General features: G+C 70.7%; 14 protein-coding genes. 4 read left to right on the top strand and 10 right to left on the bottom strand.

Annotation, left to right across the window (positions count from 1 at the left end):
• The 6 genes from VFZ20_RS28085 to VFZ20_RS28110 all read right to left on the bottom strand — a co-directional run.
• Positions 1–311 (bottom strand): hypothetical protein (locus VFZ20_RS28085; protein WP_329687281.1); only part of this gene is annotated, 311 nt, incomplete at its 3' end.
• Positions 312–635: 324 nt separating this feature from the next.
• Positions 636–1,103, bottom strand: a complete 468-nt coding sequence (locus VFZ20_RS28090) for a GNAT family N-acetyltransferase (protein ID WP_329687282.1) — start codon at positions 1,101–1,103, stop codon at positions 636–638.
• A 26-nt stretch (positions 1,104–1,129) separates the two neighbouring features.
• On the bottom strand, positions 1,130–1,597 hold the full coding sequence (locus tag VFZ20_RS28095) for a DUF1579 domain-containing protein (RefSeq protein ID WP_329687283.1): 468 nt from the start codon (positions 1,595–1,597) through the stop codon (positions 1,130–1,132).
• 44 nt (positions 1,598–1,641) lie between these two features.
• Positions 1,642–2,493, bottom strand: a complete 852-nt coding sequence (locus VFZ20_RS28100; RefSeq protein WP_329687284.1) for an SDR family NAD(P)-dependent oxidoreductase — start codon at positions 2,491–2,493, stop codon at positions 1,642–1,644.
• Positions 2,494–2,653: 160 nt separating this feature from the next.
• A complete protein-coding gene (locus VFZ20_RS28105; protein WP_329687285.1) occupies positions 2,654–3,190 on the bottom strand; it encodes a GAF domain-containing protein in 537 nt (178 codons plus the stop codon).
• Positions 3,187–3,489 (bottom strand): hypothetical protein, encoded by a 303-nt coding sequence (locus VFZ20_RS28110; RefSeq protein ID WP_329687286.1) that lies wholly within the window; start codon positions 3,487–3,489, stop codon positions 3,187–3,189. The genes VFZ20_RS28105 and VFZ20_RS28110 overlap by 4 nt, the downstream gene beginning before the upstream one ends.
• Positions 3,490–3,640: 151 nt before the next feature.
• Here VFZ20_RS28110 and VFZ20_RS28115 point away from each other — a divergent pair, with 151 nt between their 5' ends.
• From VFZ20_RS28115 to VFZ20_RS28125, 3 genes are read left to right on the top strand one after another with little or no spacing between them, the layout of a single operon-like run.
• Positions 3,641–5,086 carry an NAD(P)/FAD-dependent oxidoreductase gene (locus tag VFZ20_RS28115; RefSeq protein WP_329687287.1) on the top strand — a complete coding sequence of 482 codons (1,446 nt, stop codon included), beginning with the start codon at positions 3,641–3,643 and terminating at the stop codon, positions 5,084–5,086.
• The gene (locus VFZ20_RS28120) at positions 5,083–5,985 is read left to right on the top strand and encodes an alpha/beta hydrolase (protein WP_329687288.1); all 903 of its coding nucleotides are present in this window, start codon (positions 5,083–5,085) and stop codon (positions 5,983–5,985) included. Before VFZ20_RS28115 ends, VFZ20_RS28120 begins: the two co-directional genes overlap by 4 nt.
• Complete coding sequence (locus VFZ20_RS28125; RefSeq protein WP_329687289.1) at positions 5,982–6,989, top strand: amidohydrolase family protein; 1,008 nt, start codon at positions 5,982–5,984, stop codon at positions 6,987–6,989. Before VFZ20_RS28120 ends, VFZ20_RS28125 begins: the two co-directional genes overlap by 4 nt.
• 168 nt (positions 6,990–7,157) lie before the next feature.
• Here VFZ20_RS28125 and VFZ20_RS28130 read toward each other — a convergent pair whose 3' ends face one another.
• The 3 genes from VFZ20_RS28130 to sigJ all read right to left on the bottom strand — a co-directional run bounded on the left by VFZ20_RS28130 (position 7,158) and on the right by sigJ (position 11,433).
• A complete protein-coding gene (locus VFZ20_RS28130) occupies positions 7,158–8,039 on the bottom strand; it encodes a lamin tail domain-containing protein (RefSeq protein ID WP_329687290.1) in 882 nt (293 codons plus the stop codon).
• A gap of 465 nt (positions 8,040–8,504) precedes the next feature.
• On the bottom strand, positions 8,505–9,635 hold the full coding sequence (locus VFZ20_RS28135) for a lamin tail domain-containing protein (RefSeq protein WP_329687291.1): 1,131 nt from the start codon (positions 9,633–9,635) through the stop codon (positions 8,505–8,507).
• A gap of 937 nt (positions 9,636–10,572) precedes the next feature.
• A complete protein-coding gene (gene sigJ, locus VFZ20_RS28140) occupies positions 10,573–11,433 on the bottom strand; it encodes an RNA polymerase sigma factor SigJ (RefSeq protein WP_329687292.1) in 861 nt (286 codons plus the stop codon).
• 153 nt (positions 11,434–11,586) lie between these two features.
• On the opposite strand from sigJ, the gene VFZ20_RS28145 reads away from it, so the two are divergent.
• Positions 11,587–12,102, top strand: a complete 516-nt coding sequence (locus VFZ20_RS28145; protein ID WP_349264140.1) for a carboxymuconolactone decarboxylase family protein — start codon at positions 11,587–11,589, stop codon at positions 12,100–12,102.
• Between the two features lie 122 nt (positions 12,103–12,224).
• On the opposite strand, the gene VFZ20_RS28150 is transcribed toward VFZ20_RS28145, so the two are convergent.
• The coding region (locus VFZ20_RS28150) for a sensor histidine kinase (protein WP_329687294.1) at positions 12,225–13,277 on the bottom strand (1,053 nt) is incomplete at its 5' end.

Here is a 13,277-nt window from a genome sequence, read left to right on the forward strand (position 1 = left end):
AACGGCACCTCGCGCACGCGCAGGTCCAGGGGGCCGTCCGCGGTGTCGACGCGCACGTGGTCGGCGGCCATGCGCCCCACGCGCAGCTCGATACGCGCCGCGTACCGCGTCCGCCGGGGCGCGCAGTCCGCCGTCCGGCGCCAGTACAGCCCCAGCTGCACGTCTGCGGACCCGTTGGGATCGGGGACGTACTCGCGAAGCTCCACCTGGTGGCAGGGGGTAGGCGTTACGCCCTCCACCCGCACGATCAGGCGGTCGCCCAGCCGAACGGCGGACGCGCGGGTCAGGCGTCCATAAAACCAGTCATCCATTGAACGGGGGATCACGTGAGAGGAGCCGAAGATGCGGGCGGCCGCGGGGGAACGGGGTGCGGCCGGCGACAAACAGTTGGACGGCCCCGCGGCAGGAAATTCCCGATTCTCCGTGTAGCAGCGACGGATGATCCCGCGCGGTGTCTCACCCGGACGCGGACGGATAATGGCAAACGCAGCGAAAGTCGCATCCGGCTCGGCCGAACAGAAAAACCAACAGATTGTCTCACGCAGAGGGAGCAGAGGCAGCAGAGTACTTCATCGCGCGGGCGAAGTACTGCTGCCTCTGCTCCCTCTGCGTGAGAATGCAGTTGCCGTGAGACGCTACGCTCGGCCGAGCACCAGCCGCATGGGGACGAACGCGATGCCCATGGTCTCCACGCGCGGGCCCGTCGCCACGAAGCCGAAGCGCTCGTACACGGGGAGGGCGTAGAGGGAGGAGTTGACCGTGAACTCGCCGGGGTTTCCGGCGTGCAGCGCGGCCTCCATGGCCTCCGTCCACAGCCGCCGCGCCAGCCCGCGCCGATGACCCGCCGGTGCCACGAACAGGTGGTACAGGTGCCGGTTCTCGCGCACGGCGACGACGCCCGCCAGGCCGCCCTCGTCCTCCGCCACGCGGTACACGAAGTCCGGCGACGACAGGTAGCCGTGGATGGCGTCCGGCGAGAGGGTCGCCAGGAACTCCTCGGCGCCCGCGCCGTCCGGGTGCAGCGTAAAGTAGCGCGACACGCTCAGGATGAGCGCGCTGATGGCCTCCGCGTCCGCCGGGGTCGCCAGCCGGATGCGCATCATCCCCCTCCCGCGATCATCGGCCCGGATCAGCCCGTGCGGCGGTAGTGCGTGGTCATGAACGTGTGCCATTCGCCGTCGTCCTGCCGGACGCTGGACGTGTGGACGCGGTGGTCGTCGCTCACCATCTGGATGGTGTCGCGGTAGGGGACGGTCCTGCCGGCGTCCGGGTAGCCGGGGCCCTCCGTCTCCAGCGTGAGCAGGTCGCCCTCCAGCGTGCCCGCATAGACCCACAGGTGCGTCATCATGGAGCTCACGAACGTGCCCACGATCCGCCCCCGCGCGGGATCGTAGCCCAGCGTCATCACGTTGGTGACGGGGATACCGTCGGGCATGACCGATTCGCACATCACCCACGTGTCCCCCAGGGAGCGGCCGCGCTCCGTTCCCGTCTCGCGGATGGACGGCTCGCCGGGCCCGCCCTCCGCCTCCATCTCGTACGTCCACTCGCCTGCCAGCCGCTGCAGCCAGCGCTGCTCCGTCGTGGGTTCCGACATGGGTCAACTCCGTGGGATGAGGATGGATGGATGATGGAAACGCGCTACGCCGTCGGGAACGGGGGCCGTAGCCGCAGCACGGCGCGGTCTTCCTGGAGGATGTCGTCCGTCTGGCGGACGAGGCGGTCCCAATCGGAGCGGATGTTGAGAAAGCGCCCGCTCAGCGCGTCCACGGCGCCGGAGGCGATCCGCAGGACGAACGCGGCGGACTTCTCCGGCGTGGTGCCCTGCGTGCGCAGCAGCCCCTCGAACCAGGGAAGCCAGCGCCGCCCCTCGTCCGTGCCCATGGCGCTTTCCGTCATGGAGGTGCGGACGGTGCCGGGCTCGATGGCGAAGACGGACACGCCCGTCCCGCGCAGCTCCGCCGCCAGCTGCTCCGCCAGCCGCGTGAGCGCCGCCTTGCTGACGACGTACGCCGACATGTGCGGCACCACGGCGTTGCCCGCCCCGCTGGACACGTGGATGATGCGCCCGCGGCCGCGCGCCAGCATGTGGGGCAGCACCGTGCGCGACCACAGCTGCGGCCCGCGCAGGTTGATCTCCAGCGTGCGCCACCACGCGTCGGCGTCCACCTCCCACGCCGGGCCAAAGGGCGGGGCCGCGCCGGCCGCGCACACCAGCAGGTCCAGCGGCCCCAGCTCCGACGCCGTCCGCGCGTATGCGGCTTCGACGGACGCGCGGTCCGTCGTGTCGCCGGGGAGGGCGAGGGCGTGGCCGCCGGCGTCGTGGATGGCGTCCGCCACCTCGCGCACCTCGTCCGCGGAGCGCGCGAAGACGGCCACGCGCGCCCCGGCCCGGGCCAGCGCCTGTGCATACGCGCGTCCCAGCCCGCGCCCGCCGCCCGTGACGAGCGCCACCTGCCCGCGCAGGTCGATGGATTCGTCGCCGTCGCCCATCCTCCAGTCCTCCCCTCCGGCCCAAGCCGAACTGCATCTCACACGGGGCCTGCGGCCAACGGGAACGGCAACGGCAACGGCAACGGATCGAAAACAAACCGTTGACTCCGTTGGCCGCAGGCCCCGTGTGAGAATGTCGTAGAACCGTCCCGCCCGTGGACTACGCCTGCCGGCGCGACTCGATGTGCTCCATGGCCGTGCGGGCCAGGCTCCGCAGCGTCTCCATCTCGTCGTCCGTGAAGGAGCGCGGTTCGTTGCCGATCACGCACAGCGTGCCCAGCGTGACGCCCGTGGACGTGACGAGCGGGATGCCCGCGTAGCAGCGGATGTTGTCGATGTGCACCAGCGGGTTGTCCTTGACCAGCGGGTGCGTGGTGGCGTCCTCCACCACGAACGCGTCACCGCTGCGCACGGCGTTGGCGCAGAACGACCACTCCACGGGCGTGCCCCGCGCCTCGGCCATCCACGGGCTGAGCCCCGTGTGCGCCGCGAACCACTGCGCGCCGTCCATCACCACGCTTACGAGGGCCGTGGGCAGATCCAGCCGCGCGGCCGCCTCGTCCACCGTGCGCTGCAGTACCGCGTCCACCTCGGGCTCCGTGAGCCCCAGCGCGGCGATCTCGGCCATGCGGGCAGGATCGCGCACGGGGTCCGCCGCGGCGGCCGTCACCGCGTCCGTCATCGGGTGGTCGCTCATCGGCCGCCCTCCGCGCGCTGCTGGGCGCTGGCCAGCAGGCGATAGGTGCGCACCCGCACCACCAGCGACTGCCCGATCACGCCCACCACGCCCTGCTCCCGGGCCAGGTGCTCCGACACCCGCATCATCTCGTCCACGGAAAGGGTGGCGCGGGGGGCGCCCACGGCGGCGCAGGCGCGCAGCCACACGCCCGCCGCGCGGTCGGGGCCCACCGCGCGGGCCAGGTACGCCAGCGCGTCGTCCGCGGTGGGCGGCGCCAGCGCGTACCCCGGGACGGCGTTGGATTGTGTGCCGGACATTGTGCTCTCTGTACGCATGATGCCGAAGTGAGGGCGGATGGTAGCCGCCGCCGTCCGCCGGGTCAACGGCGTGGTTTCGCGGCTGGCGCGGGGGCGGTATCGTTTTCGCCGGAGGGTGTGGCTCAACACACGCTTGTGAGGGACGGTACCGATGACGAACGAGACGCGCATCCTGCGGGTGCCGCACGTGGTGATCGTGGGCGGCGGCTTTGGCGGGCTCTCGGCGGCGCACGCGCTGCGCAAGGCGCCCGTGAGCGCCACGCTGGTGGACCGCCGCAACCACCACGTGTTCCAGCCGCTGCTGTACCAGGTGGCCACGGCCATGCTTTCGCCCGCCGACATCGCGGGGCCCATCCGCAGCGTCCTTCGGCACGACCGCGCCACGGAGGTGCGGATGTCGGAGGTCACGGGCTTCGACCTCCCCAACCGCCAGGTGCTGCTGGCCGACGGCACCGGCCTGGCCTACGACTACCTGGTGGTGGCCACGGGCGCCACGCACGCCTACTTCGGCCACCCGGAGTGGGAGCCGCTGGCCCCCGGCCTCAAGACCATCGAGGACGCCACCCACATCCGCCGCCGCTTTCTCCTCGCCTTCGAGGCGGCGGAGCAGGAGGAGGACCCCGAGGAGCGCCGCGCCCTGCTTACGTTCGTCGTCGTGGGCGCGGGCCCCACGGGCGTGGAGATGGCGGGCGCCTTTGCCGAGATCGCCCGCAAGTCGCTCGTGCGCGACTTTCGCCGCGTGGACACCAGCACGGCGCGGGTCATCCTGCTGGAGGGCGGCCCCCGCGTGCTGTCCGCGTACGACGAGGACCTGGGCGCGTACGCCCGCCGCTCGCTGGAGCGCAAGGGCGTAGACGTGCGGACGGGCAGCGTGGTCACCCGCATCGAGGCCGACGCCGTGTACGTGGGCGAGGAGCGCATCCGCACCCGCAACGTGGTGTGGGCCGCCGGCGTCACGGCGTCGCCCCTGGGCCGGGCGCTGGGCGTGGAGACGGACCGCGTGGGGCGGGTGATGGTGCAGCCGGACCTGTCCATCCCCGGCCACCCCGAGGTGTTCGTCGTGGGCGACCTGATGAACCTGGCCGGGCCGGACGGCACCCCCTACCCCGGCGTGGCGCAGGTGGCCATCCAGGGCGGCCAGCAGGTGGCCCGCAACATCGCCCGCGACATCAAGGGCCAGCCCCGCAGGCCGTTCAAGTACTTCAACAAGGGGAACATGGCCACCATCGGCCGGCGCTCCGCCATCCTGCAGCGCTACGGCTTCAAGATGAAGGGGATCCCGGCGTGGATGGCGTGGCTGTTCGTCCACATCATGTTCCTCATCGGCTACCGCAACCGCCTCGCCGTGCTGCTGCAGTGGGCGTGGAGCTACTTCACCTGGCAGCGCGGGGCGCGGCTCATCACGGGCGACGTGGGCGCGGACCTGGCGCCCCCCGGCAAGCCCCTGGGCACGCTGGAGCACGCATCGCTGCCGCCCAGCGAGGGCAGCCCCATGTCGCGCGACGTGCAGCAGGCGCACGACCAGGGGCAGACGGTGCCCGCCGAGCCGGAGGGCGGCTGGATGGGCGGCGACCGCTCGCAGGCGCGCCGCGGGTGAAGGCGCCGCCGGCGTACGGGGCGCGGCTGGCCGCGTGGGCGCGCAGGCTCGGCGTCCGCGCGGCCGACGTGCGCTACCCCCGCCCCGCGGCCCGCGGCGAAGCGTGCGCCGTGCGCCTGCTGCCGCCCGGGCCGCCGCGGGCGCGCGTCCTGGTGGCGCACGGCGCGGGGAACGACGCCGTGTTTCCCCTGCTGGAGCTGTTTCGCGCATTGCTCCGCGCGCAGTGCGAGGTGTTCTCGTTCGACGTGGACGGGCACGGCTGCGGCAGCACCACCGTCTTCGCGCCCGACAGCGTACGTACGGCCCTGGCCGCCGCGGCGGATGTGGCGGAGCGCGGCGGACCCGCCCTTCCCCTCCACCTCGTGGGCCACAGCCTGGGCGGATCGCTCCTGCTGGACGCGCTGGCGGATGGATCTCTCGATCGCGCCGCATCCGCCGTCGTCCTGTCCGCGCCCGTGGACCTGCGGCTGGGCGCGCGGACGGTGCTCGGGGAGCTGGGCGGATTCTTTTCGCGCGCCGTGCTGGCGCAGCGCGAGCACTACGGCTGGTGGGGGCTCGTCCCCGCGTTCGGCCCCGTAAAGCGCGCGGCGTATCCGTTCCGCCGGACGGATGGGGACGGGCGCGCGTGGAGCTACGTGTCCGCCGTGCAGGCGCTGCTGGGGGAGATGCGGTTGGACGATCGCGTCGGCTCCATCACCGTGCCCACGCTGCTGATCTACAGCCGCGCGGACTGGCTGGTGCCGCACACGGAGGGCGAGCGGCTGGCGGCGCGGATGCCCGCCGCGCGGCTCCTCTCGCTGGCCGGCGCCACCCACTACTCCGTCCCCTTCGCGCCGGAGGCGGTCGACGCCACGGTACGCTGGATGGACGCGCACCCGGCGACGGCGGAGGCCGCGTGACGGGCGTGAAGATCGACTGCCACGTGCACCTGGCCGGCGTGGGGACCAACGACAGCGGATGCTGGATCTCGCCCGTCTTCGCGCGCCGGCCCACGTTTCGGCTGCTGCGGATGCGCCACGGGATGAGCGCGCGGCAGATGCGCGAATCCGCCGACGCCGACTGGGCCGCCGACGTCGCCGACCGCGTCCGCCGTAGCGAGCTGACGCACGCCGTGGCGCTGGGCTTCGACGGCGTGTACGGCGCGGACGGCCGCCTGGACACGGCGCGATCGCAGATGGTGATCCCGCACGGCTGGGTGTTCGAGGTGTGCCGGCGCCACCCGGAGCTGCTGCCGGGCCCGTCCGTCAATCCGCACCGGCGGGATGCGCTGGAGCGCATCGACGAGTGCATCGAGCGGGGCGCCGTGCTCATCAAGTGGCTCCCCGCCACGCAGGACATCGACCCGGCCGATCCGCGGATCACTCCCTTCTACCGGCGCCTGGCGGACGCGGGGATCCCCCTCCTGGTCCACTCCGGCGGCAGCGAGCAGACGTTCGCGCAGGTGCGGCCGGAGCTCAAGGACCTGCGGCGGCTGGAGCTGCCGCTGTCGATGGGCGTGCGGATCATCGTGGCGCACACGGCCGCGCCCGTGACGTACGCCCGCGACGAGGACCAGGTGCCGCTGTTGAAGGAATGGATGCGGCGGTATCCGCACCTGTGGGTGGACAACTCGGGGATCAGCAATCCGTCGCGGTTTCCGCACCTGCCGCGGTTCGCGGCGGACCCGGAGCTGGTCGCGCGGACGCTGCACGGCAGCGACTTTCCCGTGCCCAGCAACGCGTTCTGGTACCTGCGGCGGCTGGGGGCGCGGCGGGTGGCGGCACTGGAGCGCATCCGCAACCGGATGCAGCGCGACGTGGAGATCAAGCGCGCCCTCGGCTACCCCGATGACGTGCTGACCCGCGCCCCCGCCGTGCTCGCCAACCTCGCCCGCTGGATCCCGCGGGCGAACGCGACGCACTGAGACATTTCGGGTTCCCGCCGAACTACATTCTCACACGGGGCCTTCGGCCAACGGAGTCAACGGTAACTGATTGAAGAACAAAACCGTTCACCCCGTTGGCCGAAGGCCCCGTGTGCCATCTTTCCGTGAATCCGTCCCGACGACTACACCTCGCGACGCGCGTGGGGCTCAGGGCACGTACGCCGAGTTCTGCGCCCGGGGCGTGCCGCGGCCGGCGGCGCCGTAGACGGCCGTCGCGGACGCATCGGCCCAGTTGCTGCCGTCCATGTTGGCGTTGTCCAGCGCCGGGTTCTTGAGCTCGCGGCTGATGCCGTTCTGCGCCGAGACGGCGGCGTTCAGGTAAGAGACACGGTCCAGCGTGAGCGTGTCGGTGCCGTACACGCGGCTGATCTTGAGCGCGTCCACGCTGTTTGCCAGGGCCAGCGCCGACCCGTACGCGTAGTCAACGTCCGCCCCGCCGTTGATGACCGTGTCCACTACCGCGCCCAAAACGGCGTAGCCGCCGGATGGCACGTTGATGGACGACGCGATCACGTGGTACGGCCGCCGCCCCGACGCCGCGGAATCCGCGATCACCAGCCCCTGCAGGTCCACCCCCAGGGTGCCGGCGTTATAGATCTCGAACCACTCGCCATTCACGTCGCTGATGGCCCCGCCCGGGTTCGTCAGCACCTCGTTGATCACCAGCAGGTACTGGACTTCCGTCTGCACCAAGAGCGTAAACGTGAAGGTGCCCACCGTCGTGGGCACATCGAATTGCCACGTCTTCGCGGCGGACACCTCGTTCTTGTCCAGGATCTCCGAGTAGGTGAAGTACGGTTGATCGGCCGCCGTGAAAAACGCATAGCCGTCCGGGTTGGCCACCGATACGCTGCCCGCACCCGTCTGCACGGTGGGCCCGGTGCTGAAAAAGACGCGGATGCCGTTCGGGGCGGTCATCGTGCCGTCGGGGGTGCCGATCGCTTCCTGCATCAGGTTCTTCACCGTTACGTTGGCCGTCAGGACCTCCGCGCTGGAGTCGTAGCTCCCGCCCACGCTGGTGATCTGCACGGCGCCTCCCCCGATCAGGGCACTCGAAGGGCCGTGGGTGCGAGACACGGAGGGACGGCAGCTCACACCCTGGGCAACAGAGCCCACGCAGTCATACATCTGGATGATGCGAGCCGGGGCGCTGATCACGGTCGCCGATTCGGTGGGCATCTGCGGATCGGCACAGGCGGCCAGGGCCAGGAGGAGCACGGCGCCTGGAGACCAGAGCCCGGCAACGCAGGCGGGCTTGCGATGACGTGTCCACATCGGCAGCTCCTTCGACGAGGGGAGTGAGAATGAACGGGCGGGATCGGACGCACGGCTCAAGAGAGAAGGAACAAACACCGCGCTCTCTATGCGTCACTATAATGCGCAGAATTCAACCAGGACAGCTTCTTCACCGGTACGCGCATCCGGCAATGTGACAAGCACGTCGGGGTGCCCACGGTGTGAGCACCCCGAAGGTTGTTCGCGCGAGCCGCAGGCTCAGGGCACGTACGCCGAGTTCTGCGCCCGGGGCGTGCCGCGACCGGCGGCGCCGTAGACGGCCATCGCGGACGCATCGGCCCAGTTGCTGCCGTCCATGTTGGCGTTGTCCAGCGCCGGGTTCTTGAGCTCGCGGCTGATGCCGTTCTGCGCCGAGATGGCGGCGCTCAGGTACGAGACGCGGTCCAGCGTGAGCGTGTCGGTGCCGTACACGCGGCTGATCTTGAGCGCGTCCATGCTGTTTGCCAGGGCCAGCGCCGACCCGTACGCGTAGTCCACGTCCGCCCCGCCGTTCACCACCGTGTCCGCCACGGCGCCCAGCACCGCGTATCCGCCGGACGGCACGCTGACGGACGACGAGATCACGTGGTACGGCCGCCGCCCCGACGCCGCGGAATCCGCGATCACCAGCCCCTGCAGGTTCACGGCGAAGGTGCCCCCGTTGTAGACCTCGAACCACTCGCCGTTCACGTCGCTGGTGGTGCCGCCCGGGTTCGTCAGCACCTCGTTGATCACCAGCAGGTACTGGACGTCGGACTCCACGTACAGCTGAAAGGCGAACGTGGCGGCCGTCCGGGGGATGAGCAGCTGCCACGTCTTCGCGGCGGACACCTCGTTCTTGTCCAGGATCTCGGCGTACGTGAAGTACGGCTGGCTGCTGGCCGTGAACGTGTCGTAGCCGTCGGCGTTGTACACGGACGCCACGCCCGTGCCCGAGGTGACGGTGGGCCCCGAGTGGAAGAAGACGCGGATGCCCTGGGGGTCCGTCGTCACGCCGTCGGGGGTGCCGAGCCCCTCGTTTAGCAGGTTCTGCACGGTCACGTCGAACTGGAAGATCTCCGAGATGGAGTCGTAGCTGACGTTGCTGGAGGTGAGCTTTACGTACGTGTTCTGCCCGCCGATGATGATGGGCGACGCCGCGCCCGTCCGCGCGCCGGCCGGACGGCAGCTCACCTGGCCGTCCAGGCTGCCGGCGCAGTCGTAGGCCTGCAGCACGCGGACGGGCTGCGGCGCCGCGGCCTCGGCCGATCCGCCGAGCGGCTGCTGGTCCGAGCACGCGGCAAGCGCGCCCATCAACATGAACGCCGGGACCAGCCGCCGGGCCGTCTTTGGAGCGATGTGCACGCGCATGACGATCTCCTTGTGCCGGAACGGGAAAAGGCGCGGCGCCGTGGACGGGATGATCCATGATGGCCGCGCATGCAGGGACGGGGGCCCGCGTCCGGCGCCTCCGTAAGAGAAAACGCCATTTCGCGATCCGCCTCATCTATTCTAATCACGACACAAAACAACAAGAAGAGGAACACTGCTCGCTTTCGGGACTCCGCACCCGTCCGCCCGGATCCGTCTTCCTTTCGCGCGGACCACGAGGCGGCACGTGGGCGCACCAACGCGTGCAAGCTCACGCCGTCTGGCGGGTGGTGCGCGTGGGCCCGGCGCGTGGCCGGCGCCCGCGGGGGGGGGGGGTGGCCGGGGGGCCAAGGTGCACTAAGGTAGGGCCCGCGAGAACGCCCCCTCCGGGGTCGCGGAGCTCGCCCACCTCCCCCAAAACTGCTGGGGGAGGTTGAAGTGCGTCGGGATGGCTCGTGCTGAAGTCGGCGCGTGGAGCAGGGACGGTTCGCCCCCGGGCGGCGGGTTCCTGCACGGAAGCCGGCGCAGAGGTTCGCGGGCAAGATCCTTCGTCGCTGCCATGATTTCCGTCGTGGCGAAAGACCGCGCGGCGGCTCCTCAGGATGACGCTTCTTCCGGGAAGGGGCAGGATGGCCACGACGCGCGGTGGTGGATACGGGAAGCTTGGAAGCGCAGGATGGTTGCGACGCGACGGCCGGTGGCGGACCGGAAGAATCAGCAGGGGGACGGCGTCCCTTGGTAGAGGGGCTGCTTTCGGCGAGGGGACGGCATCCGCGTTTTTTTCGAAGAGGCATGATGACGGCGCCAGGGGCAGATGCCGGCCGGTGCACATCATCCACCTGATCGCGATCGGTAAACGGCAGCCCGAAACGGAACGCGGAGTCCTCCCGACTGGAAGGACTCCGCGTTCCGCGTTCGGATCCGCAGCCGATGATGCTCAGCGTTCGATACGGCCCAGCTTGTCGGGGTTGAGCGTGGTGTAGACGGCCACAAGCCGCTCGCCGTCCGTGGCGAAGGAGAACACGGCGTACGGCTGCCCCCCGACGCGCGTGACGAGGGCCGGCGCGCCGTTCACGGAGACGATCTCACGCGTCATCCCCTCCGGCGCCTTGCGCTGGAGGCCCAGGAACAGCCGCACCAGGCGATCCGCCCCGTGCACCACGTTGCGCGCGGCCGTGGCCTTGCCGCCGCCGTCGCTGGTGAACGTGGCGTCGGGCGTAAAGAGGGCCAGCAGGGCCTCCTGGTCGTCCGCGTGCAGCGCGTCGAGAAAGCGGTGCAGCAGCCGCTCCTGCACGTCGCCGGGCACGTCGAAGCGGGCGCGGCCGCCGCGCACCCGCTCGCGTGCGCGGTGCACCATCTGGCGCACGGCCGCGGGGCTGCGGTCCAGCGTCTGCGCGATCTCGCCGTACGGCGCGTCGAACACGTCGCGGAGCAGAAAGGCCGCGCGCTCCTCGGGCGCCAGGCGCTCCAGCAGCACCAGCAGGGCCACGGACAGGTCCGACGCCAGCTCGGCGGGCCCGTCCGCCGGGTCGGCGATGGGCTCGGGCAGCCAGGGGCCCGTGTAGGCCATCCGCTCCGTGCGCGCGCGGCGCAGGCGGTCGATGGCCAGGCGGCTGGTGACCCGCACCAGCCATCCCTCGGGCGAGTCGATGGCCGAGCGATCTTCCTGGTACCAGCGCAGATACGCCTCCTGCACCAGGTCTTCGGCCTCGTGCGCGTCGCCCAGCATGCGGTACGCCAGCCCGAACAGGCGCGGGCGATGGCGTTCCACATCGGTGATTTCGGTTCGCGAGATCATGCAAGCACGGACGGATGAGGCCGCGGGTTTGTGACAGGCATCGCTCGCCGACGCGCATCATCCACCCCGCTGTCACAGGCGGCGCGCTCGTCCGTCTGTGCGGGTGTCGGCTGGACTGTACGATACCACGATCCAGGGAGAATGACGATGACGATGATCACCGAAGAGGCCGCCGAGCCTACTGCCGCCGGGACCGCGCACGACGAGCACGCGCCGCGGATCGACTATGCGCGGGTGGCGCCGGCGGCCGTGCGGGCGCAGTTCGGGCTGGAGCAGTACGTGCGCGGCAGCGGGCTGGAGCACTCGCTGCAGGAGCTGGTGAAGCTGCGCGCGTCGTACATGAACGGGTGCGCGTACTGCGTGGACATGCACACCAAGGACGCGCGCGTGGCGGGCGAGACGGAGCAGCGGCTGTACGCGGTGCCCGTGTGGCGCGAGACGCCGTTCTTTACCCCGCGCGAGCGGGCGGCGCTGGCCTGGACGGAGGTGGTGACGGACATTGGCCGTACGGGCGTGCCGGACGAGGTGTACGCGCGGGCGCGCGAGCACTTCTCGGAGGAGGAGCTGGTGAACCTGACGATGGCGGTGATCACCATCAACGGATGGAATCGCCTGGCCGTGACCTTCCGGGCGCCCGTGGGCACGTACCAGCCTTCGGCGAAGCACTGAGTCCCTGCTCGGCCAGCTTTTACTGAATTCTCACGCAGAGCCGCAGAGGCGCAGAGTACTGCAACTGCTGTTGTAGTACTGCTGCCTCTGCTCCCTCTGCGTGAGAAATTGCAGTTTGACGTTCAGGCGAGGGGCAGCGTGAGGGTAAAGACGGAGCCCACGCCCACCTGGCTCTCCGCGCGCAGGTTTCCCCCCATCCGCCGGGCCAGCTCGCGGCTGATGGCCAGCCCCAGCCCCACGCCCTGGTCGTTGGAGGGCGTCACGTGCCGGTCCACCTGCACGAACGGCTCGAAGATGCTGTCCAGCTCCTCGGGCGGAATGCCCCGCCCCGTGTCGCGCACGTGCACGCGCGCCTGGCCCTCCCCGGCCGCCAGCTCGCACTCCACCTCCACGCGGCCGCCCGGCGGCGTGAACTTGAGCGCGTTGGTCAGCAGGTTCAGCAGGATCTGCCGTAGCTTCTCGTCGTCCGCCATGAGCGTGACATCGTCGCCGCAGTCGGCGATGTGCAGGTCCAGGGGCTTGGCGCGCATCTGCGGGCCCACCAGCGCCTCCATCCCGTGCAGCAGCGTCTTGAGCTTCACGGGGCCCACCTGCAGCTGGATCTGCCCCGCCTCCAGCCGCGTAAAGTTCAGGATGCTGTTGATGAGCCCCAGCAGGTGCCGCTGGTTGACCTGGATGCGCTGCAGGTCCGCCTGCTGCTTTTCCGTCACGGGCCCGCGCGCGCCCAGGGCCATGAGCTCGGCGTAGCCGCCGATGGCGTTGAGGGGCGTGCGCAGCTCGTGCGACATCACGGCCAAAAAATCGGCCTTGGCCTGATTGGCGCCCTCGGCCTCCTCGCGCAGCTCGCGCTCGCGGTCCAGCAGCGTCTCGCGCTCCGCCCGCTGGCGCATGAGCTCCTCGGCCTGCACCTCCAGCTCCACGGCGGCCTCTTCCAGCTGCGCGTTGGCGATGGTGAGGTCGCGGTTGAGCAGCGAGATCTCCTCGGCCTGGCGCACGAGCAGGTCCAGCACGGCGCGGCGCACGTCCAGCGCCGCCTCGCGCTCGATCTCGCGCCACTCGGCGCTCGTGCCGCGCATCTCCTCTTCCCACAGGTCAAAGCTGCCGCGGGGGTGCAGCCGCGCGCTGCCGTCGGGCGCGATGGTGACGGGCTTGCGCGGGTCGCCCGCCCAGCGCAC

Origin of the sequence: Longimicrobium sp., assembly GCF_036280135.1 — a bacterium.
GTDB lineage: Bacteria > Gemmatimonadota > Gemmatimonadetes > Longimicrobiales > Longimicrobiaceae > Longimicrobium.